The following is a 22002-nucleotide window of genomic DNA, read 5'->3' on the forward strand; positions in this document are numbered from 1 at the left end:
TTTTACCTTTCCATACAGCGCACCACGTGGATGCGCTGGCGATCACCGTGCGGCTGCCATTCCATGGAAGCCGCACCAAGGGGCCAGTCTGCTAGCCCGCTTCGAATAACGCCATGGCCTCGACATGCGCCGTTTGAGGAAACATGTCGAGAATCCCGGCCCTTTTTAACCGGTACCCCTGGCCGACCAGCACCTGGGCGTCTCGCGCCAGCGTGGCCGGGTTGCACGATACGTAGACCAGCCGTTTGGCCTGGAGGCGTGCGATGCCTTGCACCACCTCGAAAGCACCGTCGCGCGGTGGATCCAAGAGTACCGCAGAAAAGCCCTCGGCGGCCCATCCGGTGCCTGCCAAAGGCTGCGATAAATCGGCCTGAAAAAACCGTGCGTTATGCACATTGTTGTTTCGGGCATTGGCCGCAGCCCGATCGACCATGGCCTGTACACCTTCCACAGCCACCACTTCGCGCGCCTGGCGGGCCAGCGGCAGGGCGAAGTTGCCCAAGCCGCAAAACAAGTCCAGCACACGTTCGTCGGCCTGCGGTGCGAGCCAGGCCAGGGCTTGCTCGATCATCGCCGTGTTGACCTGGGCATTCACCTGGACGAAGTCGCCCGGGCGCCAGGCCAGTTCCAGCTGCCACGGTGCCAAGGCAAAGCCCAGTTGTGCGGTAGCGTCCACCGGCGCGGGCTCACCTTCACCCTGCAACCACAGCTGGGCATCGGCCTGCTCGCAAAACGCCTGCAGTTTCGCCAGGTCTTCTGCCGGCAGCGGCGCAACATGCCGCACCAGCACCGCCTCGGCGGTACCACTGAACAGCTCCACGTGGCCCAGCGCCTGGGGTTTGCTCAACGCACGCAGCACCGTCGGCAAGTGGCGCAGAATCGACTGCAAAGGCTGTACCAGTACCGCGCAATCGTCGATGGCGATGATGGCCTGGCTGGCTTCGGCACGGAAGCCGACCTCCAGCTGACGCGCCTTGACGTCCCAGCGAACGGCCACGCGGGCACGGCGTCGGTAGCCAAATTCCGGCCCGCTCAGCGGTGCGGCCCATTCCTCGGGCTGCACGCCAGCCACTCGCTGCAGCTGTTCGGCCAGCGTGCGCTGCTTGAGCGCCAGTTGCGCTTCGTGCGGCAGGTGCTGCAGGTTGCAGCCTCCGCAGCGGTCGTAATAGCGGCACGGCGCCTCGCGGCGCTCGGGGCTGGCCTGTAGCAGGCGCTCCAGGCGGGCCTCGACCACTTTGCCACGGGCATTGAGCACGCGCGCCTCCACGGCCTCACCGGCCAGGGCGCCACTGACGAACCAGGTGCGCCCGTCAAGGAAGGCAATGCCACGGCCGTCACCGGCCAGGCGCTCGATATCCAGGCGCTGCTTCTTGCCCACGGGCACCTGGGGGCTACGGTTGCCGCCGGCCGGCTGGAAGCGCAGGCCGCTGTTGCTTTTTTTCTTGGACATTTAGCTTGGGTCGAACAGGCCGGTGGACAGGTAACGGTCGCCGCGGTCGCAGATGATCGCGACCATCACGGCATTTTCCACCTCGCGGGACAGGCGCAGCATGGCTGCGACCGCACCACCGGAAGACACGCCGCAGAAAATGCCCTCTTCACGGGCAAGGCGGCGGGTGGTGTCTTCGGCTTCCTGCTGCGACATGTCGACCACGCGGTCTACGCGGGTGGCGTCGAAAATTTTCGGCAGGTATTCCTCGGGCCAGCGGCGAATGCCTGGAATGGCCGAGCCTTCCATGGGCTGCAGGCCGATGATCTGCACCGCCGGATTCAGCTCCTTGAGGTACTGCGAGCAGCCCATGATGGTGCCGGTGGTGCCCATGGAACTGACGAAATGGGTAATGGTGCCTTGGGTCTGCTGCCAGATTTCCGGGCCAGTGCTGTTGTAGTGGGCGATCGGGTTGTCGCCGTTGGCGAACTGGTCGAGCACCAGGCCGCGGCCTTCGGCCTGCAGCTTCTCGGCCAGGTCGCGGGCACCTTCCATGCCCTCTTCCTTGGTCACCAGAATCAGCTCGGCGCCGTAGGCGGTCATCGCGGCCTTACGCTCGGCGGTGGAATTGTCGGGCATGATCAGGATCATCTTGTAACCCTTGATTGCCGCCGCCATCGCCAGGGCGATGCCGGTGTTGCCGGAGGTGGCTTCGATCAAGGTGTCGCCGGGCTTGATCTGGCCACGCAGTTCGGCGCGGGTGATCATCGACAGCGCAGGGCGGTCCTTCACCGAGCCGGCAGGATTGTTACCTTCGAGCTTGAGCAGGAGGGTGTTGCTGGTTTCGCCAGCAATGCGCTGCAGGCGAACCAGTGGCGTATTGCCGACGCAATCGGCGATGGTTGGGTACTGCAAGGTCATGGTGTATTTCACAATCCGGACGGCAGGGGCGCCTATCATACCGGCAAACCCTTCGCGGCCATATCACGCAATCTGTAGAGCATATAGCTACAAGCTATAAGGCGGCCTGCGCCCGCGCCGAAACCGCCGCATGTAACGGCAAGCGCATCCACAGTTGCAGCCCACGCTTGCCATTCTGCGCCCACAAAGTGCCGCCCTGACGCTGGATGGCACTGCGGGCGATGCTCAGCCCCAAGCCAAAACCACCATCCCCCGGCCGCGAACCGTCCAGCCGCGAGAACGGCGCGAAGATCCGTTCCAGGTCCTCTTCGGCTACACCGCCGCCTTCATCTTCCAGCCACAACCACCAGTTACTGCCTTCGCGCTGCCCACCCAGGCGCACCACACCCTCGGCCGGCGAGTGACGAATGGCATTGCGCAACATGTTTTCCAGTGCCTGGGCCAAGTGGTTGAGGTTGCCCTGTACCCAGCAGTCGGCCGGCACTTCACAGCGCAAGCGCTCAAGCGACCAGCCGCTCTCGTAGCTGGCATTTTCGGCCAGCAGCTCCCACAACGCGTGGACTTCGATCGGCTCCAGGTTCATCGGCGCACGTTCGGCGTCCTGCCAGGCCAATTGCAGGGTGTCTTCTACCAGTTGCTGCATGCCGTCCACTTCACGGGTCAGGCGCTCGCGCAGGCGTTGCAAGTCGGTTTCACCGTCACAAGCTACCCGCAGCCGGCTCAACGGTGTGCGCATTTCATGCGACAAGTCGCGCAACAACTGCTGCTGCATGGCCACCGTGCCCTGCAGCCGCTCGGCCATCTGGTCGAAGGCGCGGGCCAGCTCGCCCAGCTCGTCATGCCGGGCGATGGTGCGCGAGTCCAGGCGTGCCGACAGCTGGTCGGCGCGCCAGGCATTGGCCTGTTCGCGCAGCTGGTTCAGGGGCACGATCAACATGCGGTACAGGCCCACGCACAGCAGCAAGGTGAACAGGCCGGGGATGATGCCGTTGGTGACGATGCGCCACAGCAAGCGGTACTGGTCCGGATTGAACCGCTGCGGCAGTTCGATCACCAGCATGCCCTGCTCCGGCGCCGACGGGAACGGTACACGCACCCAAGGCTGGTCGACGCTGCGACGGCTCATAGGCCAATCGACCCCGCGCAGGCGCGTCAGCCGCTGCATGATCTGCGGGTTGAGGGTGGCACTGTCGAGGGGCCGCAGGTTGATATCCAGCACACCCACCCAGCCCCGTTCACGCTGGTGCATCGCCGCCACCCACTGGTCCAGCCCCGCCCGCCCACCGCTACGCCAGGCTTGCTCGGCCTCGGTGGCATAGCCACGCAGCGTTTGCCGCGCCGGCTCAGAGAGGAAAGCGTTCTGGATTTCCATGTGCCGGCCCCAGGTATAACTGAGGCCAATCATCAGCAGGCAGAAGCCCACCAGCAAGATGGCCAGCTTCCAGAACAACGAATGGCGGTCGAGCATGGCTCACTCCGCCTCGGTGGCGCTGAGCACGTAGCCCTTGCCCCACACGGTGCGGATCTGCCGCTCGTCATAACCGATGCCCTTGAGCTTGCGACGGATCTGGCTGACATGCATGTCCAGGCTGCGGTCATGCCGCGAATAGCCGCGTTGCAATACCTGCTGGTAAAGGAATGGCTTGCTCAGAACGTCATCGAGGTTACGGTTGAGGATGTCGAGCAGGCGGAACTCGCTGGGCGTAAGGCCTGCCAGGCGGCCATCCAGCCGCACATCGCACAGCCCCTCGTCGAACTGCAGCTCACCGCCGCCGGCCTGCTCATGCGGCGCCTGATGACGCCGCTCAAGGGCCACCCGACGCAGGATGGCCTCGATGCGCACCTGCAGCTCGGCCATGCTGAACGGTTTGGGCAGGTAGTCATCGGCCCCACGCTGGAAACCACTGATACGGTCGGCCTCGGCGCCCAGCGCCGACATCAGGATCACTGGCGTGGCGCTGCGCTTGCGCAACTGTGCCAACGCGTCAAGGCCATTGAGCCCGGGCAACAGGATGTCCATCAGCACCACATCGAACACCTGACGCCCTGCCGTCTCCAGGCCCTCCAGGCCATTGCGGCACCAGGTCACCTGAAAGCCGCCGCGTTGCAGTTCTTCGTGCAGGTAGGCACCGAGCACCGGATCATCCTCGATGGCGAGGATATTGGAGTTGTGAATAGATACAGGATTCATTGGCAACTGCCATGCATTCTCAATTACGAGATTATTGAGCATCCACCGCCTGCCAGGCAACCGCCCTGCGACCAATGCACCGGCAATGGCGCAAAGTACGTACTAAAGAGGTGCAATGGTGCCGCAGGCGGAGTAACTTCGCGGCTTGGCCGTCACCACTTGATGGCATCCAGGCACATCACAGGAGGCGAGTGTGCTCGATCGCTTGGGAATCCGCAGCCGGGTCCTGCTGCTGGCACTGCTGCCGGCCGGCCTGATGGCCCTGGTGCTGGGCAGTTACTTCACCTGGCTGCAACAGAACGACCTGCGCACCCAGCTGTTGCAGCGTGGCAAGATGATTGCCGAACAACTGGCGCCACTGGCCGCTCCCGCCATGGCCCGGCTCGCGCCAGCACAACTGGAGCGTATCGCCGCGCAGACCCTGGAGCAGTCCGATGTACGGGCCGTTGCCTTCCTGGCACCGGACCGCACACGCCTGGCCCACGCCGGCCCGAGCATGCTCAACCAGCCCCCCAGCGGCGGCACGGGCACCCAGCTGCTGCAACGCAGCGGCAACGACGCCACCCGCTACCTGATGCCAGTGTTCGGCCACCACCGTGACCTGGCCACCGATGCCGTACCGGCCGAGGCCGAGCGCCTGCTGGGATGGGTCGAGATCGAGCTGTCGCACGACGGCACACTGCTGCGCGGTTATCGCAACCTGTTCACCAGCCTGTTGCTGATCCTCGCTTGCCTGGCCCTCAGCGGCCTGCTGGCGCTGCGCATGAGCCGCACCATCAACGGCCCCATCGAGCGCATCAAGCACGCGGTCAACCAGCTCAAGGACGGCCACCTGGAAGAACGCCTGCCAACCATGGGCAGCCATGAGCTGGACGAGCTGGCACACGGGATCAACCGCATGGCCGAAACCCTGCAAAATGCCCATGAAGAACTGCAGCACAGCATCGACCAGGCCACCGAAGACGTGCGCCAGAACCTCGAAACCATCGAGATCCAGAACATCGAGCTGGACATGGCGCGCAAGGAGGCGCTTGAGGCCAGCCGCATCAAGTCGGAGTTCTTGGCCAACATGAGCCACGAGATCCGCACCCCGCTCAATGGCATTCTGGGGTTTACCCACCTGCTGCAAAAAAGCGAAATGACGCCGCGCCAGCTGGACTACCTGAGCACCATCGAGAAATCCGCCGACAATTTGCTCGGGATCATCAACGAGATCCTCGATTTCTCCAAGATCGAGGCCGGCAAACTGGTGCTCGACAGCATCCCGTTCAACCTGCGTGACCTGGTTCAGGACACGCTGACCATCCTGGCGCCGGCCGCCCACGCCAAGCAGCTGGAATTGCTCAGCCTGATCTATCGCGACACGCCCGCTTCGTTGATCGGCGACCCGCTGCGGCTTAAGCAGATCCTGACCAACCTGGTCAGCAACGCCATCAAGTTCACCCGCGAAGGCACCATCGTCGTACGTGCCATGCTCGAAGACGAGCACGAAGACAGCGCACAGCTGCGCATCAGTGTGCAGGACACCGGTATCGGCCTGTCGCCGCAGGATGTACGTACACTGTTCCAGGCCTTCAGCCAGGCCGACAACTCGCTGGCACGCCAACCTGGCGGCAGCGGCCTGGGGCTGGTGATTTCCAAACGCCTGATCGAGCAGATGGGCGGCGAAATCGGCGTCGACAGCACCCCGGGCGAAGGGTCGCAGTTCTGGATCAGCCTCAACCTGCCCAAAACCCACGACGATGTCGAGGCGTTTGCGCTACAGCCGCTGCTGGGCCGCCGCGCCGCCATCGTCGACGGCCACGAGCTGGCCCGTCAGGCGCTGGAACACCAACTGGAAGACTGCGGCCTCAGTGTCAGCCTGTTCACCTCCTACGACCAGCTGCTGCAAGCGGTGCAAGCTGCCAGCCAGGCCGGCCAGCCGTTCGAGTTCGCCGTGCTCGGGGCCAACCTGGGCACCCTGTCGCCCGAGCAACTGGGCCACTACCACCAGCAGCTTGAGCGCTACCACTGCCAATGCGTGGTGCTGTGCCCGACCACCGAGCAAGCCCTTTACCACCCGTTCCTGCCCAATGGTCATGGCCAGTTGCTGTCCAAGCCGACCTGCACCCGCAAACTGCGCCGCCTGCTGCTGGAGCTGATGCAACCACGCCGCCCGCTGGGCGAAGCGAACAGCATCAACGGCCAGCGGCAGCCGAAAATCCTGTGCGTCGACGACAATGCCGCCAACTTGCTATTGGTGCAGACCCTGCTTGAAGACCTGGGCGCCGAAGTGCTGGCCGTAGACAACGGTTATGCCGCGGTAAAGGCCGTACAGGACGAGCCCTTCGACCTGATACTGATGGACGTGCAGATGCCCGGCATGGATGGCCGCGCCTGCACAGAGCAGATTCGGCTTTGGGAAAATACCCAAAGTGGCAACCCGTTGCCGATCGTTGCCCTTACCGCCCACGCCATGGCCAATGAAAAACGCGCATTGCTGCACGGCGGCATGGACGATTACCTGACCAAGCCTATCAGCGAACGGCAACTGGCCCAGGTGGTGATGAAATGGACGGGGCTGAGCCTGGGCACACCGCGGCAGACGCAAACCGATCTGTTGGCCAACAGCGATGAGCTCAAGGTACTCGACCCCGAAGAAGGCTTGCGCCTGGCGGCTGGCAAGGCGGACCTGGCAGCCGACATGCTGAGCATGCTGCTGGCCTCGCTGGAAGCAGACCGCGAAGCCATTCGTGCGGCCCGCGATGCAGACGACCGCAATGGCCTGATCGAGCAGGTACACCGCCTGAACGGCGCCTCGCGCTATTGTGGTGTGCCGCAGTTGCGCGCGGCCTGCCAGCGCAGCGAGACATTGCTCAAACAGGAAAATCCGCAGGCACAGCAGGCGCTGGATGAGCTGGACGGTGCGATCAGCCGGCTGGCGGCCCAGGCCAAATTGAGCGTTTGAACAAACGGTCGAGTTTTGAATGAGGAGCCCCACCATGCGCGCCCTGTTGTTCAGCAGCCAGCACTACGATCAGGAGAGCTTCACCCGGGCCGCCAGTGGCAGCCCCCTGGAGCTGCACTTCCAGCCTGCCCGTCTGACGCTAGACACCGCCGCCCTGGCCAGCGGCTACGAAGTCGTCTGCGCCTTCATCAATGACGAACTCGACGCCCCGGTGCTGCAGCGCCTGGCCGCCGGTGGCACACGCCTGATCGCCCTGCGTTCGGCCGGCTACAACCACGTCGACCTGGCCGAAGCCCAGCGGCTGGGCCTTGAGGTGGTTCGCGTGCCGGCCTACTCGCCACACGCCGTGGCCGAGCACGCAGTGGCGTTGATTCTGGCCCTCAACCGGCGCCTGCACCGTGCCTACAACCGTACCCGCGAAGGTGATTTCACCCTGCACGGGCTCACCGGCTTCGACCTGCACGGCAAAACCGTCGGTGTGGTCGGCACTGGCCAGATCGGCGCGGCCTTTGCCCGCATCATGGCCGGTTTCGGCTGCCAACTGCTGGCCTACGACCCCTACCCCAACCCGGAACTGCTGGCCCTCGGTGCGCGTTACCTGACCATGCCCGAGTTGCTACGCGAAGCCCGCATCATCAGCTTGCACTGCCCGCTGACCGAGCACACCCGCCACTTGATCAACGCACAGAGCCTGGCCCAACTGCAGCCCGGTGCCATGCTCATAAACACGGGCCGTGGCGCGCTGGTCGACACCCCGGCACTGATCGATGCGCTGAAAAGCGGCCAACTCGGCTACCTGGGCCTGGATGTCTACGAAGAAGAAGCCCAGCTGTTCTTCGAGGACCGCTCCGACCTGCCCCTGCAGGACGATGTGCTGGCGCGCCTGCTGACCTTCCCCAACGTGATCATCACGGCTCACCAGGCCTTCCTCACCCGCGAGGCGCTGGATGCCATCGCAGCGACCACGCTGGACAACATCAACCGCTGGGCGGCGGGCAATCCACAGAATCTGGTGATGGGTTAATGCTAGGATACGCGGCATTTCTGGAGGACCCATGGTCGAGCACGATTTCCGTTACACCCTTTTCAACCCGCAACACACCCTGATCGAGTGCCGCGCACTGGTGCCGGGCCGCTACCAGGTCACTGGCAACGGCGGCTCGATGCACAAAGGCGACACCCTGCTGGTCACCCTCAAAGGCAGCAAGGACCTGTCCATGCGCCTGACCGTGGAAAGCGTGCGCCACCTGATCAACCCGCGCGGCCAGTGGGTTGCCGTGGCCAGCGGCCCGGTGTTCAACGAGCTGGAAATCCTCACCTGGCAGGTCGAGTGCGACAATTGCGATACCGTGCTGGACTTCGAGTTTGCCGTGGACGCCAAGCTGGGCAAACAAGGCCGCCAGCCCGCTGCCAGCGCGCGCATTGCCGAACTGGGCTGGGCCAGCCATGGCGACAAACACCTGTGCCCGCGTTGCCAGGAGAACGCCGAGTGAAAAATCTGCTGACCGGCGTGCTGATTGCCACCGGCCTGCTCGGCTGCGCCGCAGAACCTTCGAAGCTGCAGCAGGAACGCAGCTATGTGCTGGAGTGGATTGGCGAACGCCCGCTGATCGACTACAGCCACCTGACCCTGACCCTGGCCAGCGACGGCCGCGCCTATGGCAATGGCGGTTGCAACCACTGGTTTGCGCCGTACACGCTGGACGGTGAGCACCTGAGCTTCGGCAAGGTCGGCAAGACCCGCAAGCTGTGCGCGCCAGCGTTGATGGAGCAGGAAAAGCGCTTCTTGCAGGCACTGGAAACGGTGCAGCGCTGGGATGTGTCGCCGGTGGAGCAGATGCGCTTCTGGCCAGCCCAGGGTAAACCGCTGCGGTTCTGGCCTGAAGAAGGCTGAGAGTCATCTGGGGCTGCAAAGCAGCCCCAAATGCATCAAGCGCCTTTCAGGGCCTTGATCTTGGCCTGCAACCCTTCCAGGGTCTGCTCGCCCAACAGCTGCTCACGCACCTTGCCCTTGTCATCGATGATGTAGGTCACTGGCAGCGCCTCGCTGCGTGGCAGGTCGTAGCGCTCGGCCGGGTCCTGGGCCAGCACGGTAAAACCGATGCCCAGGGTTTCAGCGGCCTGTTTCAGGTCCTGGCCCTGCAAGCCATCGAAATTCACCCCCACCACCTTGATGCCATCGGCCGCCCACTGCTTGGCCGCCGCGTTCAGTTCCGGGATTTCGGTACGGCACGGCCCGCACCATTCAGCCCAGTAGTTGAGCACCAGCCAGTGCCCGTCGATCTGTTCGGCCTTAACCGTATTACCGTGTTGGTCCACGCCATAATCGGCACCGCAACCACCGAGCAACAGGCTCGCGGTGATGGCCAGTACTGCTGCCAGACGCCTTGCCATGGGTCAATCCTTCTCGAGTTTTAAAGCAAATTGGTCAGTCGCTGCGGTTAGAATAGCCGCCACACCCTGCTGGATGCGACCCGACATGACCGACCTCACGCTCTATCATAACCCGCGCTGCTCGAAATCCCGCGGCGCGCTGGAACTGCTCGAAGCCCGCGGCCTGGCGCCAACCATCGTGCGCTACCTGGAAACCCCACCCGACGCCGCCACCCTCAAGGCCCTGCTCGCCAAGCTGGGCGTCACACCACGCCAACTGCTGCGAACAGGTGAAGACGCGTACAAGGACCTGAACCTGGCTGACCCGGCATTGACCGATGCACAACTGATCGACGCCATGACCCAGCACCCCAAGCTGATCGAACGCCCGATCCTGGTCGCCGGTGACAAGGCCGTGGTCGGTCGCCCACCGGAAAAAGTGCTGGAGATCCTGCCGTGAGCGCCCCGTACATTCTGGTGCTGTATTACAGCCGCCATGGTTCGACCAGCGAAATGGCCCGGCATATCGCTCGCGGCATCGAACTGGCCGGCATGGAGGCGCGCCTGCGCACGGTGCCTGCGATCTCCACCGAATGCGAAGCCGTCGCGCCGGATATTCCGGCCAGTGGCGCGCTGTACGCCACCCTGGACGACCTGCGCCACTGCGCCGGCCTAGTGCTGGGCAGCCCGACCCGTTTCGGCAACATGGCAGCGCCGCTGAAGTACTTCCTGGACGGCACCAGCAGCCTGTGGCTGGGTGGCGAACTGGTGGGCAAGCCTGCCGGCGTGTTCACCTCCACCGCCAGCCTGCACGGCGGCCAGGAAACCACCCTGCTGTCGATGATGCTGCCGTTGATGCACCACGGCATGCTGGTGATGGGCCTGCCCTACAGTGAATCGGCCTTGCTGGAAACCCGCGGCGGCGGCACCCCTTACGGCGCCAGCCACCATGCCGGTGCCGATGGCAAGCGCGAGCTCGACCAACACGAGATCGCCCTGTGCCGCGCCCTTGGCCAACGCCTGGCGACCACCGCCAAGGCCCTGGAGGCCGCGCGTGGCTAAAAAGCCCAAGGTGTTGCCACCACTGGAATGGTTGGCACCGCGCCTGCGCCTGACCCGAGCGTTGAGCCTGGCGTTTTTCTTCGGCCTGATCGCTTTGCTGGTGGTCAACAACCTGTGGTTTGCCAACCTGCACGGGGCACGGGTCGAGGTGATCCTGGCGATCGAACTGGTGCCGCTGCTGTTGCTGCTGCCGGGCATGCTGACAGGCAGCGCACGGGCACATGCCTGGACCTGCTTCGTGGTGAACATCTATTTCATCAAGGGCGTGCTGGCGGCGTTCGACCCGGCGCGGGCGGTGTTCGGCTGGGTTGAAGTGCTGGTGAGCCTGGGGTTGTTCATTGCAGGGCTGCTGTATGTGCGCTGGAAGTTCCAGCATGAGCGGCGCCTGGCGGGCGAAGGTAATTAACATCTGGGGCCGCTCTGCGGCCCCAAAATCTCAATGGTTGACGGTATGCGCCAGCATCACCGACAACTGGCACAGCGGCCGCCCGCTCTCTTCGTGCCACTGGTTGAACGCCTGCTGTACCAACGCCAGGTCGCGTTGACTGGTCGGTTGCTTGTCGATCACCTTCTGCGCAATCAGCGCCGCCGCCATGTCATCGGTGGGAATGAACGTATCCTTGCCAACCATGCGCAAAAAGCGTGGCGCCGACAACCCGCCCAACTGGTTGCCATGCTTGGCCAGGTACTTCCACAAGCCCACGATGTCGGTCACCGGCCAATCGGCGATGAATGCGCCGAAACTGCCCTTGTCCTTCGCCACGTCGAGCACCATCTGCGCATTGCGCGGCACGCTCTTGAGCTTGCCCATGTGACGGATGATGCGCTCATCCTGCATCAGCCGCTCCAGGTGCTCGGCGCCCATCAGCACCACCTTCTCCGGGACGAAACCGAAGAACACCTGCTCGAACGCCGGCCATTTGGCATCCACCAGGCTGTGCTTGAGCCCGGCGCGGAACACACGCAAGGCCAGGGTCGACAGGTAGCGGTCATCACTGATGCCCCGCAGCTGCGCCGGCGTGCGCGGCTGCGGCAGGAATGCCTCCAGCGCCTGGGCCGAGCCAAAGCGGTTCAGGCAGTACTCATGCAGCCACTGGTAATCGCGCATAGGCTCAGATGTTCACCACGTCGAGGAAGCGCGGGGTAGCGTTTTCGTCGATCTTCAGGCTGGTGAAGTCGAACAGGTTGCGGTCGGCCAGTTGCGACGGTGCCACGTTCTGCAGGGCGCGGAAAATGCTCTCGGTACGGCCCGGGTGCTTGCGCTCCCACTCCACCAGCATGTCCTTGACCACCTGGCGCTGCAGGTTTTCCTGCGAGCCGCACAGGTTGCACGGGATGATCGGGAATTCCTTCATGTCCGAGTAGGCCTGGATGTCTTTCTCGCTGCAATAGGCCAGCGGACGGATCACCACGTTGCGGCCATCATCGGCGCGCAGCTTCGGCGGCATGCCCTTGAGCGCACCGTTGAAGAACATGTTGAGGAAGAAGGTTTCGACGATATCGTCGCGGTGGTGCCCCAAGGCCATCTTGGTCGCGCCGATTTCATCGGCGAAGGTGTACAAGGTGCCACGGCGCAAGCGCGAGCACAGCGAGCACGTGGTCTTGCCCTCGGGTACCAGTTCCTTGACCACCGAGTAGGTGTCTTTCTCGACGATGTGGTACTCGACGCCCAGCTCCTTGAGGTAGGCCGGCAGCACGTGCTCGGGGAAGCCCGGCTGCTTCTGGTCCATGTTCACCGCAACGATCTCGAACTTGATCGGTGCCACCTTCTGCAGGTGCAACAGAACGTCGAGCATGGTGTAGCTGTCCTTGCCGCCAGACAGGCAGACCATGACCTTGTCACCATCCTCGATCATGTTGTAGTCGGTGATGGCTTCGCCGGCGAGACGACGCAGGCGTTTTTGCAGTTTGTTCTGGTTGACCGAGAGGGTGCCCATAGCGCTTGAATCCGCGAGGTGTGACAAAAGGCGGCTATTTTACGCACAAACGCAGCGCCGCTGTAGGCATTCCGACAAAGACTTCAATGTAATCAACAGTACGCCTGACAGCGCAATTTGCTCTAAAAAGCACGGTTTATGCCGGCAACAGCTTCCTATACTGCGACATAAGGCCACATTACCGCTTGCTTCGGTGTTCGGGCCTCGGGCCGCTTGCGCTCCAGCTGGGGGGCGTTTGGCAACATTAAGAGGAGTGACCGGCATGATTCATCACGTTGTGGGGCTGTTTACCCATCCCGACCAAGAATGGCGGGAAATCCGTGGCGAAGAAGAAACCATCAGCCACATGTACCTGACGCATACCCTTATCCTGGCGGCGATTCCCGCCGTTTCGGCGTTCATCGGCACCACCCAGGTCGGCTGGGTGATTGGCGACCGGCCAGCAGTGATGCTGACCATGGAAAGTGCTATCTGGATGAGCATCATGTCGTACCTGGCTATGCTCGCCGGGGTGGCGGTAATGGGCGCATTCATCCACTGGATGGCCCGCACCTACGATGCCAACCCGTCGATGGCGCAGTGCATCGCCTTTGCCACCTACACCGCCACCCCTTTGTTCATCGGCGGCCTGGCAGCGCTTTACCCGCACTTGTGGCTGGGCATGCTGATCGGCACGGCCGCCATCTGCTACACGGTGTACCTGCTGTATGTCGGCTTACCGACGTTCATGAACATACCGTCCGACGAAGGCTTCCTGTTCTCAAGCTCCGTGCTGGCGGTGGGCCTTGTGGTACTGGTGGCGATCATGGCCGCCACGGTGATTATCTGGGGACTGGGCGTGGGGCCCGTCTACACCAACTAGAACAGATTCAACCAACACAGGGGCATCAACCAGGGGCCGCCGCAAGGCGGCCTCTGGCTGTGCGCTGACCGGTGGCTCGGCACCCCCGCTGCAGTTGCGGCATAATGCCCGGTCAGGAGAACCACCCCGCCATGCCCGAGCTGCTCAGACAACGCGTCGAAACCTGTTACCAGCAAGCCGAAACCTTCTTCAAACGCCCCTTCCCGCGCCCGGAAGTCAGCTTCAAGCTGCGCGGGCAAAAAGCCGGGGTTGCCCACCTGCACGAGAACCTGCTGCGTTTCAACCTGCAGCTCTACCGCGAAAACCAGGAAGACTTCCTGCGCCAGACCGTGGCCCATGAAGTGGCACACCTGGTGGCCCACCAGCTGTTCGGCGACCGCATCCAGGCCCATGGCGAGGAGTGGCAGCTGATCATGCGCGGGGTGTACGAGCTGCCGCCCAACCGGTGCCACAACTACGCAGTGCAACGGCGCGCGGTCACCCGCTACATTTACCGTTGCCCGTGCCCGCAGGGTGACTTCCCGTTTACGGCGCAGCGGCACAAATTGGTGCGCCAGGGGCGGCGGTACCTGTGCAAGCGGTGCAGGGAGATTCTGGTGTACAGCGGCGAGACGCGCGTCGAATAGATGGTGTTCAGGCATAAGAAAGGCGACCCAAGGGTCGCCTTCTTGTACCAGCCTGCGCCTTACTTCTCGACGAAGGCACGCTCGATCAGGTAGTCACCCGGCTCGCGCATGCGCGGGGAGATCTTCAGGCCGAAGCTGTCCAGCACTTCGCTGGTCTCGTCGAGCATGCTTGGGCTGCCGCAGATCATCGCACGGTCATCCTGCGGGTTGATCGGTGGCAGGCCGATGTCGCTGAACAGCTTGCCGCTGCGCATCAGGTCGGTCAGACGGCCCTGGTTCTCGAACGGCTCGCGGGTCACGGTCGGGTAGTAGATCAGCTTGTCGCGAACCGACTCACCGAAGAACTCGTTCTGCGGCAGGTGCTCGGTGATGAACTCGCGATAGGCCACTTCGTTCACGTAACGCACGCCATGCACCAGGATCACTTTTTCGAAGCGCTCGTAGGTTTCCGGGTCCTGGATGACGCTCATGAACGGCGCCAGGCCAGTGCCGGTGCTCAGCAGGTACAGGTGCTTGCCCGGGTTCAGGTCGTCAAGTACCAGAGTACCGGTAGGCTTCTTGCTGATGATGATCTCATCGCCTTCCTTCAGGTGCTGCAGCTGCGAGGTCAGCGGGCCGTCCGGCACCTTGATGCTGAAGAACTCCAGGTGCTCTTCCCAGTTCGGCGAAGCGATGGAATAGGCACGCATGAGCGGACGGCCGCTTTCCTGCTGCAGGCCGATCATCACGAACTGACCGTTCTCGAAGCGCAGGCCCGGGTCGCGGGTGCACTTGAAGCTGAACAGGGTGTCGTTCCAGTGGTGCACACTGAGGACACGTTCGTGGTTCATGTTGCTCATCGATGGGGCTCCTGAAGAAAAACGCGGCGCGCAAAACGCGCAGTTGCGCGATAGTTTAGGGGCAGCGACAATATCTGTTAACTGGATTATCAAGATATGTGTTATCGGTTATATCGATATGCGATTCACACTTCGTCAACTGCAGGTCTTCGTCGCCGTCGCCCAGCATCAAAGCGTCTCTCGGGCCGCTAGCCTGCTGGCGTTGTCGCAGTCGGCCGCCAGCACTTCAATTACCGAACTGGAGCGGCAATCGAGCTGCCAGTTGTTCGACCGTGCCGGCAAGCGACTGGCCCTCAACGCCTTGGGCCATCAGCTGCTACCGCAGGCGGTGGCCCTGCTCGACCAGGCCAAGGAAATCGAAGACCTGCTCAATGGCAAGTCCGGTTTCGGTTCGCTGGCGGTTGGCGCCACGCTGACCATCGGCAACTACCTGGCCACCCTGCTGATCGGCAGCTTCATGCAGACCCACCCGGAAAGCCAGGTGAAGCTGCATGTACAGAACACTGCGCATATCGTGCAGCAGGTGGCGCACTACGAAATTGATCTGGGTCTAATCGAAGGTGACTGCAACCACCCGGACCTGGAAGTGCAGCCCTGGGTAGAGGACGAACTGGTGGTGTTCTGCGCGCCGCAGCATCCGCTGGCCACGCTGGGCCGCGCCGATATCGAAAGCTTGTCGCAAGAAGCGTGGATACTGCGCGAGCAAGGCTCAGGCACGCGCCTGACCTTCGACCAGGCCATGCGCCATCACCGCGCCAACCTCAATATACGCCTGGAGCTGGAACACACCGAAGCCATCAAGCGCGCCGTCGAGTCGGGCCTGGGCATTGGTTGCATTTCACGCCTGGCGCTGCGGGATGCCTTCCGCCGAGGCAGCCTGGTAGCGGTAGAAACCCCCGAGCTGGACCTGATGCGCCAGTTCTACTTCATCTGGCACAAACAAAAGTACCAGACCTCGGCCATGCGTGAGTTTCTGGAACTTTGCCGCAGCTTCACTGCGGGCTTTACCCGCAGTGATGAGATCGTGCTGCCGCCAATCGCTTAAAGCAGGATAACGCCCCACACCAGCGCGACCATGGTCAGCGCCACCAGCTGTGCGGCGCTGCCCATGTCCTTGGCGTTTTTCGACAGGGGGTGACGCTCCAGCGAGATGCGGTCGATGGCCGCTTCCACTGCCGAGTTGAACAGCTCGACGATCAAGCCCAACAAGCACACCGCGATCATGATCGCCCGTTCCGCACGGCTGACCGGCAACCAGAAGGCGATCGGGATCAGCAGCACGTTGAGCAGTACCAGTTGGCGGAACGCGGCCTCCCCTTTGAAGGCGGCGCGCAGGCCGTCCAGCGAGTAGCCGGCGGCGTTGAAGATGCGTTTGAGGCCGGTCTGGCCCTTGAATGGCGATGTCATGTGAGTCACTTCACAACAGAAAGGCCAGCAGACTAGACCGGCACGGGTCAAAAAAGCGTGAAGCCACGCGCAGTCAGTTGCTGGCAACCGATTCAAGTTGTTGCAGCAGCAGCGCAGCCTGGGTGCGGGTGCGCACGCCCAGCTTGCGGAAGATCGCGGTCACGTGGGCCTTGATGGTTGCTTCCGACACGTTCAGCTCATAGGCGATCTGCTTGTTCAACAAGCCTTCACAGACCATGGTCAGTACGCGGAATTGCTGCGGCGTAAGGCTGGCCAGGCCTTCGCTGGCGGCTTTGGCCTCAGCCGACACATCCACCTTTTCGAACGCCTGCGGCGGCCACCAGACCTCGCCATCGAGCACCTTGCGCACGGCATCCTGGATGACTTCCAGGGTGCTGGACTTGGGAATGAAGCCACTGGCGCCAAACTCGCGGGACTTGACCACCACGGCAGCCTCTTCCTGCGCCGATACCATCACCACGGGAATCTGCGGGTATTGCCCGCGCAACAGCACCAGCCCGGAAAAACCGTAAGCACCCGGCATGTTCAAGTCCAGCAGCACCAGGTCCCAGTCGGCTTTTTCGCTCAGACGGGTTTCCAGTTCGGCAATGCTCGCGACTTCGACCAGGCGTACATCCGGGCCCAGGCCGAGGGTAACGGCCTGGCGCAGGGCGCCACGGAACAGTGGGTGGTCATCGGCAATCAGGATTTCGTAAGTGGCCATCGATCTAAGGATCCTGTTCTGTGCCAGGCGCTCGAGGGTAAGGGAAGCGTCCGGCGGGGAATCGGCGCCAAGGATGCCGAGCACGGTCAAGGGTGGTCAAGCCGATCGCCCTGCCGTCTCGCCAACCCTGGCTGCCAGCTCCGTCATTATGAACCAAAGCAGGGGTTGTGCCCCTTGGACTATAGGAAGGTATGCAAACGCTGATGGGTGTCGTCCTGCTCGTCCAGCGGCAGGCGCCGCTTGCCGCTCAGGTAATGCAGGCTGAACACATCCAGGTAGGCATCCAATGCCTGCGAGGCCTGGCTGTCACCGGCCAGGTCCAGGCACATGGCGGCCACTTCTGCCGTGCAGAAGTGATCGTCACGCTTGGAACGCCGCAGGCGGTAACGCGACATCTGCTCGGCCTGCAGGCTCAACACCGGGAAGCGGTCCAGGTACGGGCTTTTGCGGAACATCTTGCGCGCCTCGGTCCAGGTGGCATCCAGCAGGATGAACAACGGGCGCTTGCCCGGCTCGCGCACCACCTCGCTGACCACCCGCTGCTCAGCCACGAACTCGCCCGGAAAGACGATATAGGGCTGCCAGCGCGGGTCGTCGAGCAAGGCCAGTAAACGCTCGTCGACCGAGGTGCGCAGCCAGCCAAAAGCGGAGGTGTCTTCGATCAGGTCGGCAATCAGCCAGCCGGTGTTGGTAGGCTTCAACGGCTCGGTGTCGTGCATCAGCAGGCACACGCCGGAGTCAGCCTGTACACGGGGTTTCCAGGCACACAGGCAGTGGGTGGCAATCACCCGGCAATCCGGGCAACGCTCTGCACGCGAACCACGGGCGATGAATGGCTTGTTGCTGCGGGCCAGGCGTTCGGCGCGCAGGCGCGCTACCGCATGGCTCATGCCGGCAGGCCTCTGGTCGATTTGGAAATGGGCACAAGGATGACTCGGAGAACACAAGGGCGCCAGTTTACCAGAACAGGGGGCAATTGCTGTGCAGGCTGCAAGGCGGTCTTTATAATCGGGCCTTTACCGTGCCCGGATCTTGCCTTGCGCGATTTCACGGAACACCGTCGACCCGCGCATGTCAAAGCGCCAGTCATCGAACCAGGAGAGATTCATGCTGCGCCTTATCGCCCCCGCCCTGAGCCTGTTGCTCGCCCTGCCTTTGGCAGCACAGGCGGCATCCAAGCAGGACTACGACCTTAACAAGATGCTGCAGAAGGTTGCCAAAGAAAGCAGCGTCGGTACCCCGCGCGCCATCAACGAGGACATCCTCGACCAGGGTTACACCGTAGAGGGCAAGGCGCTGGTCAACCACCTGAGCGTACGCCAGAGCCACGCCGAGCGCATGCAGGCCAACCCCGAGCAGGTACGCAGCCAGCTGGGCGACAGCGTTTGCCGCAATAGCGGGTTCCGTAACCTGATGTCCAAGGGTGCGGTCATGGTCTACCGTTTCACTGTCTACAAGACCAACCAGCCCATCATGGATCAGGCCTTCGACAGTGCCAGCTGCGTGGCCGGCAACAAGAAGAAGTAACAGGCGCGTATCACGCTACACCTGCTCCTTCTCGCGGGCGCACCAGCGCCCTTCAGCGGCATCGGCGCGCATTTCGGCCAACAACGCCTGCAGGTAGCGCGACTGGCACTCCAGCCCCTCCAACCTGCGGCGGCACTCGACCTCGAGGCTCAGGTGATGCATCTGGGCCGCGCTCTCCAGCAGCCGGTAGAGCTGCCCGTCCACTTCGATGATCAAGCGATGCATACCGCCACCTCCTGCATCGACACGTTTCGCTTTACCAGTTAACCAAACCCGTGCCGCCATTGGGTGCATGCCGACAGGCGGCGCTGCCAAACAACCCGGCACGATCGGGCGCGACGGTCTAGATTGAGGTCATAGGCATTGGTGCAGAAGGAGACGTTGCATGCCTTACCAATCGAATGAACTGCTGTTCAGCCACTTCCGCGACAACAACATCGACCTGAGCAACATCGACGCACAACTGCAACTGGTAGCACCCGACAGCCCCAACTTGCCGCTGTACCGCGACATGATGCTGACCATCCTGCGCATGGCCCATGACGACAGCGACCGCTGGAGCGCCAAGATCACCTTGCAAGCCCTGCGCGAACTGGACCAGTCGTTCCGCACCCTGCAGCGCTACAAAGGTCGGCGCAAGGTGACCGTGTTCGGTTCGGCACGTACCCCGCTAGAGCACCCGATGTATGCCTTAGCCCGCGAGCTGGGCGCCTCCCTGGCACGCTCCGATCTGATGGTCATTACCGGAGCGGGTGGCGGCATCATGGCGGCAGCCCACGAAGGCGCTGGCAGCGAGCACAGCCTGGGTTTCAACATCACCCTGCCCTTCGAACAACATGCCAACCCCACGGTAGGCGGTACCGACAAGCTGTTACCGTTCCACTTTTTCTTCATCCGCAAGCTGTTTTTTGTCAAAGAGGCTGATGCCCTGGTGCTGTGCCCTGGCGGTTTCGGCACCCTGGATGAAGCGCTGGAGGTTCTGACCCTGATCCAGACCGGCAAAAGCCCATTGGTACCGGTGGTGCTGCTGGACTCGCCTGGCGGTAGCTTCTGGCGAGACTGCCTGAACTTCATCAGCAGCCAGCTGGAAGAAAACCGCTACATCCTGCCCAGCGATCTGAAGCTGGTACGCCTGGTACACAGTGCCGACGAGGCGGTGGAGGAAATCAACCAGTTCTACAGCAACTACCATTCCAGCCGCTGGCTGAAGAGCCAGTTCGTAATCCGCATGCACCACCCGCTCAGCGAAGCAGCGCTGTATGACATCCAGGAGGGTTATGCCGACTTGCGCCTGAGTGGCAAGTATCACCAGCAGCCAGACAGTGGCGCCGAGCATGAGGTGGGTAATTTCAGCCACCTGACCCGCTTGTCGTTCGCCTTCAATGGCCGGGATCAGGGCCGGTTGCGCGAGCTGGTAGACTTCATCAACCTGCCGGAAAACTGGGCCAAGCCGCAGCCGATGCATACCACGCAACGGGCTAGGGAGGCGTTGAGGGTCAGTTCATAAGTGTCGTCTGCTTTGGGGCCGCAGAGCGGCCCCGGCATTTCAGCAATGATCAGTAATCATCCAGATCCCGCCCACTGAGCAGGCGACCGATCAAATCCATGGGGAAGCCCCGGTAAGCGAGAAACCGGGTCTGCTGGGCACGGCTGCGCGGGTCTTGCGGGCGCTGCCCGGCGAACTTGCGCTGCCACACATCACGCATGCGCTCTGCCCAGTCCACCTCGCTCTCGCGTAGCGCCTGCTCGATATCAGCACGCGCCAAACCACGCTGCCCAAGCTCTTCGCGAATACGCGCAGGGCCATAGCCAGAACCGGAACGGTAGCGGATAAAGCTTTCAAGGTAGCGGGCTTCACTCAGCAGCCCTTCTTCGGCGAGCCGATCAAGCTCAGGCTCGATCAGCTCATCCGAAGCGCCGCGCTGACGCAGCTTGCGCGTCAGCTCGACGCGACCGTGCTCACGTCGCGCGAGCAGGTCCATGGCTGTCCGCCGAATGGCGACGGGGGTGTCGAGTACGGCGGACATGTTCAGCTATCTACCGCGCAATCAATAACCGGCGTCAGCGTCGGCCATGTCATCGGCATCTGCTTCGACAGCCGCAGCTTTGCCAGCAGCAGCGACAGCGCCAGAAGTCAGCAACTTGTCGCGAATCTGCTTCTCGATCTCGGCACCAATCGCCGGGTTCTCAGCCAGGTACTTGGCGGCGTTGGCTTTACCTTGACCAATCTTGTTGCCTTGGTAGGCATACCAGGCACCGGACTTCTCGACCAGACCTTGGGAAACACCCAGGTCGATGATTTCGCCGTTGCGGTAGATACCCTTGCCGTAGAGGATCTGGAACTCGGCCTGACGGAACGGTGGCGAAACCTTGTTCTTGACGATCTTGACGCGGGTTTCGCTGCCAACCACCTCGTCGCCTTCCTTGACCGCACCCGTACGACGGATGTCCAGGCGCACCGAGGCGTAGAATTTCAGGGCGTTACCACCGGTGGTGGTTTCCGGGCTGCCGAACATTACGCCGATCTTCATACGGATCTGGTTGATGAAGATTACCAGGCAGTTGGCGTTCTTGATGTTACCGGTGATTTTGCGCAGCGCCTGGGACATCAGGCGAGCCTGCAGGCCCACGTGCATGTCACCCATTTCGCCTTCGATCTCGGCCTTCGGCACCAGGGCGGCCACGGAGTCAACGATGATCACGTCAACAGCGTTGGAACGCACCAACATGTCGGTGATTTCCAGGGCCTGTTCGCCGGTGTCCGGCTGCGAAACCAGCAGGTCGTCGACGTTGACGCCCAGCTTGCCCGCGTATTCAGGGTCGAGGGCGTGCTCGGCGTCGACGAAGGCGCAGGTGGCGCCGTTTTTCTGGGCTTCGGCGATGACCGACAGGGTCAGCGTGGTTTTACCCGACGATTCCGGGCCGTAGATCTCGACGATACGGCCTTTTGGCAGGCCGCCAATGCCCAGTGCGATGTCCAGGCCCAGCGAACCGGTGGAAATGGCCGGGATCGCCTGGCGCTCGTGGTCGCCCATGCGCATGACTGCGCCTTTACCGAATTGGCGTTCGATCTGACCCAGGGCCGCAGCCAAGGCGCGCTTCTTGTTGTCGTCCATTGAAATCCTCACGTGTTCGACGTGGCCCTGACGGCCGGAAT

Annotated in this window: 26 protein-coding genes; 12 read left to right on the forward strand and 14 right to left on the reverse strand. The window is 62.7% G+C overall.

The window, feature by feature from the left end; genetic code table 11:
* Positions 1-91 precede the first annotated feature (91 nt).
* The 4 genes from rlmD to D8767_RS23005 all read right to left on the reverse strand — a co-directional run bounded on the left by rlmD (position 92) and on the right by D8767_RS23005 (position 4541).
* Positions 92-1450 carry a 23S rRNA (uracil(1939)-C(5))-methyltransferase RlmD gene (gene rlmD, locus D8767_RS22990; protein ID WP_016715457.1) on the reverse strand — a complete coding sequence of 453 codons (1359 nt, stop codon included), beginning with the start codon at positions 1448-1450 and terminating at the stop codon, positions 92-94.
* A complete protein-coding gene (gene cysM, locus D8767_RS22995; protein WP_122048441.1) occupies positions 1451-2350 on the reverse strand; it encodes a cysteine synthase CysM in 900 nt (299 codons plus the stop codon).
* Positions 2351-2444: 94 nt separating this feature from the next.
* Positions 2445-3818, reverse strand: coding sequence for a cell wall metabolism sensor histidine kinase WalK (locus D8767_RS23000; protein WP_016715455.1), 1374 nt, complete (start codon positions 3816-3818; stop codon positions 2445-2447).
* A 3-nt stretch (positions 3819-3821) separates the two neighbouring features.
* Positions 3822-4541 (reverse strand): response regulator transcription factor, encoded by a 720-nt coding sequence (locus tag D8767_RS23005; protein ID WP_016715454.1) that lies wholly within the window; start codon positions 4539-4541, stop codon positions 3822-3824.
* A gap of 193 nt (positions 4542-4734) precedes the next feature.
* On the opposite strand from D8767_RS23005, the gene D8767_RS23010 reads away from it, so the two are divergent.
* From D8767_RS23010 to D8767_RS23025, 4 genes are read left to right on the forward strand one after another with little or no spacing between them, the layout of a single operon-like run.
* Positions 4735-7488 carry a response regulator gene (locus D8767_RS23010; RefSeq protein ID WP_122048442.1) on the forward strand — a complete coding sequence of 918 codons (2754 nt, stop codon included), beginning with the start codon at positions 4735-4737 and terminating at the stop codon, positions 7486-7488.
* Positions 7489-7522: 34 nt separating this feature from the next.
* Positions 7523-8512 carry a 2-hydroxyacid dehydrogenase gene (locus tag D8767_RS23015; RefSeq protein WP_016715452.1) on the forward strand — a complete coding sequence of 330 codons (990 nt, stop codon included), beginning with the start codon at positions 7523-7525 and terminating at the stop codon, positions 8510-8512.
* Positions 8513-8543: 31 nt separating this feature from the next.
* Entirely contained in the window at positions 8544-8981 is a 438-nt protein-coding gene (locus D8767_RS23020; RefSeq protein ID WP_122048443.1) for a hypothetical protein, read from the forward strand.
* Entirely contained in the window at positions 8978-9382 is a 405-nt protein-coding gene (locus tag D8767_RS23025; RefSeq protein WP_016715450.1) for an META domain-containing protein, read from the forward strand. The genes D8767_RS23020 and D8767_RS23025 overlap by 4 nt, the downstream gene beginning before the upstream one ends.
* Positions 9383-9417: 35 nt before the next feature.
* On the opposite strand, the gene D8767_RS23030 is transcribed toward D8767_RS23025, so the two are convergent.
* Entirely contained in the window at positions 9418-9882 is a 465-nt protein-coding gene (locus D8767_RS23030; protein ID WP_016715449.1) for a TlpA disulfide reductase family protein, read from the reverse strand.
* A gap of 85 nt (positions 9883-9967) precedes the next feature.
* On the opposite strand from D8767_RS23030, the gene arsC reads away from it, so the two are divergent.
* The 3 genes from arsC to D8767_RS23045 are packed head-to-tail and all read left to right on the forward strand — an operon-like array spanning position 9968 to position 11329.
* On the forward strand, positions 9968-10321 hold the full coding sequence (arsC, locus tag D8767_RS23035; RefSeq protein ID WP_016715448.1) for an arsenate reductase (glutaredoxin): 354 nt from the start codon (positions 9968-9970) through the stop codon (positions 10319-10321).
* Complete coding sequence (wrbA, locus tag D8767_RS23040) at positions 10318-10923, forward strand: NAD(P)H:quinone oxidoreductase (RefSeq protein ID WP_016501124.1); 606 nt, start codon at positions 10318-10320, stop codon at positions 10921-10923. The genes arsC and wrbA overlap by 4 nt, the downstream gene beginning before the upstream one ends.
* Positions 10916-11329 (forward strand): DUF2069 domain-containing protein, encoded by a 414-nt coding sequence (locus D8767_RS23045; RefSeq protein WP_016715447.1) that lies wholly within the window; start codon positions 10916-10918, stop codon positions 11327-11329. Before wrbA ends, D8767_RS23045 begins: the two co-directional genes overlap by 8 nt.
* Positions 11330-11359: 30 nt before the next feature.
* Here D8767_RS23045 and D8767_RS23050 read toward each other — a convergent pair whose 3' ends face one another.
* Positions 11360-12031: a DNA-3-methyladenine glycosylase I gene (locus D8767_RS23050; RefSeq protein WP_016715446.1), complete on the reverse strand. Its 672-nt coding sequence runs from the start codon at positions 12029-12031 to the stop codon at positions 11360-11362.
* A gap of 4 nt (positions 12032-12035) precedes the next feature.
* On the reverse strand, positions 12036-12860 hold the full coding sequence (gene ttcA / locus D8767_RS23055; RefSeq protein WP_016715445.1) for a tRNA 2-thiocytidine(32) synthetase TtcA: 825 nt from the start codon (positions 12858-12860) through the stop codon (positions 12036-12038).
* Between the two features lie 262 nt (positions 12861-13122).
* On the opposite strand from ttcA, the gene D8767_RS23060 reads away from it, so the two are divergent.
* Both D8767_RS23060 and D8767_RS23065 read left to right on the forward strand, forming a co-directional pair.
* The gene (locus D8767_RS23060; protein WP_003252385.1) at positions 13123-13722 is read left to right on the forward strand and encodes a Yip1 family protein; all 600 of its coding nucleotides are present in this window, start codon (positions 13123-13125) and stop codon (positions 13720-13722) included.
* Positions 13723-13853: 131 nt separating this feature from the next.
* Positions 13854-14348 (forward strand): SprT family zinc-dependent metalloprotease, encoded by a 495-nt coding sequence (locus tag D8767_RS23065; RefSeq protein ID WP_016715444.1) that lies wholly within the window; start codon positions 13854-13856, stop codon positions 14346-14348.
* 59 nt (positions 14349-14407) lie between these two features.
* Here D8767_RS23065 and fpr read toward each other — a convergent pair whose 3' ends face one another.
* Positions 14408-15187, reverse strand: a complete 780-nt coding sequence (gene fpr / locus D8767_RS23070) for a ferredoxin-NADP reductase (protein WP_004375483.1) — start codon at positions 15185-15187, stop codon at positions 14408-14410.
* 118 nt (positions 15188-15305) lie between these two features.
* Between fpr and finR the strand changes: the two genes are divergently transcribed.
* The gene (gene finR, locus D8767_RS23075; RefSeq protein ID WP_016715443.1) at positions 15306-16232 is read left to right on the forward strand and encodes a LysR family transcriptional regulator FinR; all 927 of its coding nucleotides are present in this window, start codon (positions 15306-15308) and stop codon (positions 16230-16232) included.
* Here finR and D8767_RS23080 read toward each other — a convergent pair.
* The 3 genes from D8767_RS23080 to D8767_RS23090 all read right to left on the reverse strand — a co-directional run bounded on the left by D8767_RS23080 (position 16229) and on the right by D8767_RS23090 (position 18208).
* Positions 16229-16594 carry a diacylglycerol kinase gene (locus D8767_RS23080; protein WP_010952700.1) on the reverse strand — a complete coding sequence of 122 codons (366 nt, stop codon included), beginning with the start codon at positions 16592-16594 and terminating at the stop codon, positions 16229-16231. The genes finR and D8767_RS23080 overlap by 4 nt on opposite strands.
* A 73-nt stretch (positions 16595-16667) precedes the next feature.
* Positions 16668-17318, reverse strand: a complete 651-nt coding sequence (gene erdR, locus D8767_RS23085; RefSeq protein ID WP_016715442.1) for a response regulator transcription factor ErdR — start codon at positions 17316-17318, stop codon at positions 16668-16670.
* A 179-nt stretch (positions 17319-17497) separates the two neighbouring features.
* Positions 17498-18208, reverse strand: coding sequence for a tRNA-uridine aminocarboxypropyltransferase (locus tag D8767_RS23090; protein ID WP_016715441.1), 711 nt, complete (start codon positions 18206-18208; stop codon positions 17498-17500).
* 217 nt (positions 18209-18425) lie between these two features.
* Between D8767_RS23090 and D8767_RS23095 the strand changes: the two genes are divergently transcribed.
* Positions 18426-18845: a quorum-sensing-regulated virulence factor family protein gene (locus D8767_RS23095; protein ID WP_016715439.1), complete on the forward strand. Its 420-nt coding sequence runs from the start codon at positions 18426-18428 to the stop codon at positions 18843-18845.
* Between the two features lie 15 nt (positions 18846-18860).
* Here the strand turns inward: D8767_RS23095 and D8767_RS23100 are convergent, their stop codons facing one another.
* Positions 18861-19070: a hypothetical protein gene (locus D8767_RS23100; protein WP_016715438.1), complete on the reverse strand. Its 210-nt coding sequence runs from the start codon at positions 19068-19070 to the stop codon at positions 18861-18863.
* A gap of 160 nt (positions 19071-19230) precedes the next feature.
* Here D8767_RS23100 and D8767_RS23105 point away from each other — a divergent pair, with 160 nt between their 5' ends.
* Complete coding sequence (locus tag D8767_RS23105) at positions 19231-20352, forward strand: LOG family protein (RefSeq protein WP_016715437.1); 1122 nt, start codon at positions 19231-19233, stop codon at positions 20350-20352.
* 49 nt (positions 20353-20401) lie between these two features.
* On the opposite strand, the gene recX is transcribed toward D8767_RS23105, so the two are convergent.
* Both recX and recA read right to left on the reverse strand, forming a co-directional pair.
* Positions 20402-20872, reverse strand: a complete 471-nt coding sequence (recX, locus tag D8767_RS23110) for a recombination regulator RecX (protein ID WP_016715436.1) — start codon at positions 20870-20872, stop codon at positions 20402-20404.
* 21 nt (positions 20873-20893) lie between these two features.
* The gene (recA, locus tag D8767_RS23115) at positions 20894-21961 is read right to left on the reverse strand and encodes a recombinase RecA (protein ID WP_016715435.1); all 1068 of its coding nucleotides are present in this window, start codon (positions 21959-21961) and stop codon (positions 20894-20896) included.
* Positions 21962-22002 lie beyond the last annotated feature (41 nt).

Source organism: Pseudomonas sp. LTGT-11-2Z (assembly GCF_003691445.1).
Taxonomy (GTDB): domain Bacteria; phylum Pseudomonadota; class Gammaproteobacteria; order Pseudomonadales; family Pseudomonadaceae; genus Aquipseudomonas; species Aquipseudomonas monteilii.

What these genes read in the sequence shown, in the direction of transcription:
- rlmD (WP_016715457.1), bottom strand. Translation starts at nt 1,450, where the DNA reads ATGTCCAAGAAAAAAAGCAACAGCGGCCTGCGCTTCCAGCCGGCCGGC.
- cysM (WP_122048441.1), bottom strand. Translation starts at nt 2,350, where the DNA reads ATGACCTTGCAGTACCCAACCATCGCCGATTGCGTCGGCAATACGCCA.
- D8767_RS23000 (WP_016715455.1), bottom strand. Translation starts at nt 3,818, where the DNA reads ATGCTCGACCGCCATTCGTTGTTCTGGAAGCTGGCCATCTTGCTGGTG.
- D8767_RS23005 (WP_016715454.1), bottom strand. Translation starts at nt 4,541, where the DNA reads ATGAATCCTGTATCTATTCACAACTCCAATATCCTCGCCATCGAGGAT.
- D8767_RS23015 (WP_016715452.1), top strand. Translation starts at nt 7,523, where the DNA reads ATGCGCGCCCTGTTGTTCAGCAGCCAGCACTACGATCAGGAGAGCTTC.
- D8767_RS23020 (WP_122048443.1), top strand. Translation starts at nt 8,544, where the DNA reads ATGGTCGAGCACGATTTCCGTTACACCCTTTTCAACCCGCAACACACC.
- D8767_RS23030 (WP_016715449.1), bottom strand. Translation starts at nt 9,882, where the DNA reads ATGGCAAGGCGTCTGGCAGCAGTACTGGCCATCACCGCGAGCCTGTTG.
- arsC (WP_016715448.1), top strand. Translation starts at nt 9,968, where the DNA reads ATGACCGACCTCACGCTCTATCATAACCCGCGCTGCTCGAAATCCCGC.
- D8767_RS23050 (WP_016715446.1), bottom strand. Translation starts at nt 12,031, where the DNA reads ATGCGCGATTACCAGTGGCTGCATGAGTACTGCCTGAACCGCTTTGGC.
- ttcA (WP_016715445.1), bottom strand. Translation starts at nt 12,860, where the DNA reads ATGGGCACCCTCTCGGTCAACCAGAACAAACTGCAAAAACGCCTGCGT.
- D8767_RS23060 (WP_003252385.1), top strand. Translation starts at nt 13,123, where the DNA reads ATGATTCATCACGTTGTGGGGCTGTTTACCCATCCCGACCAAGAATGG.
- D8767_RS23065 (WP_016715444.1), top strand. Translation starts at nt 13,854, where the DNA reads ATGCCCGAGCTGCTCAGACAACGCGTCGAAACCTGTTACCAGCAAGCC.
- fpr (WP_004375483.1), bottom strand. Translation starts at nt 15,187, where the DNA reads ATGAGCAACATGAACCACGAACGTGTCCTCAGTGTGCACCACTGGAAC.
- finR (WP_016715443.1), top strand. Translation starts at nt 15,306, where the DNA reads ATGCGATTCACACTTCGTCAACTGCAGGTCTTCGTCGCCGTCGCCCAG.
- D8767_RS23080 (WP_010952700.1), bottom strand. Translation starts at nt 16,594, where the DNA reads ATGACATCGCCATTCAAGGGCCAGACCGGCCTCAAACGCATCTTCAAC.
- erdR (WP_016715442.1), bottom strand. Translation starts at nt 17,318, where the DNA reads ATGGCCACTTACGAAATCCTGATTGCCGATGACCACCCACTGTTCCGT.
- D8767_RS23090 (WP_016715441.1), bottom strand. Translation starts at nt 18,208, where the DNA reads ATGAGCCATGCGGTAGCGCGCCTGCGCGCCGAACGCCTGGCCCGCAGC.
- D8767_RS23095 (WP_016715439.1), top strand. Translation starts at nt 18,426, where the DNA reads ATGCTGCGCCTTATCGCCCCCGCCCTGAGCCTGTTGCTCGCCCTGCCT.
- D8767_RS23100 (WP_016715438.1), bottom strand. Translation starts at nt 19,070, where the DNA reads ATGCATCGCTTGATCATCGAAGTGGACGGGCAGCTCTACCGGCTGCTG.
- D8767_RS23105 (WP_016715437.1), top strand. Translation starts at nt 19,231, where the DNA reads ATGCCTTACCAATCGAATGAACTGCTGTTCAGCCACTTCCGCGACAAC.
- recX (WP_016715436.1), bottom strand. Translation starts at nt 20,872, where the DNA reads ATGTCCGCCGTACTCGACACCCCCGTCGCCATTCGGCGGACAGCCATG.
- recA (WP_016715435.1), bottom strand. Translation starts at nt 21,961, where the DNA reads ATGGACGACAACAAGAAGCGCGCCTTGGCTGCGGCCCTGGGTCAGATC.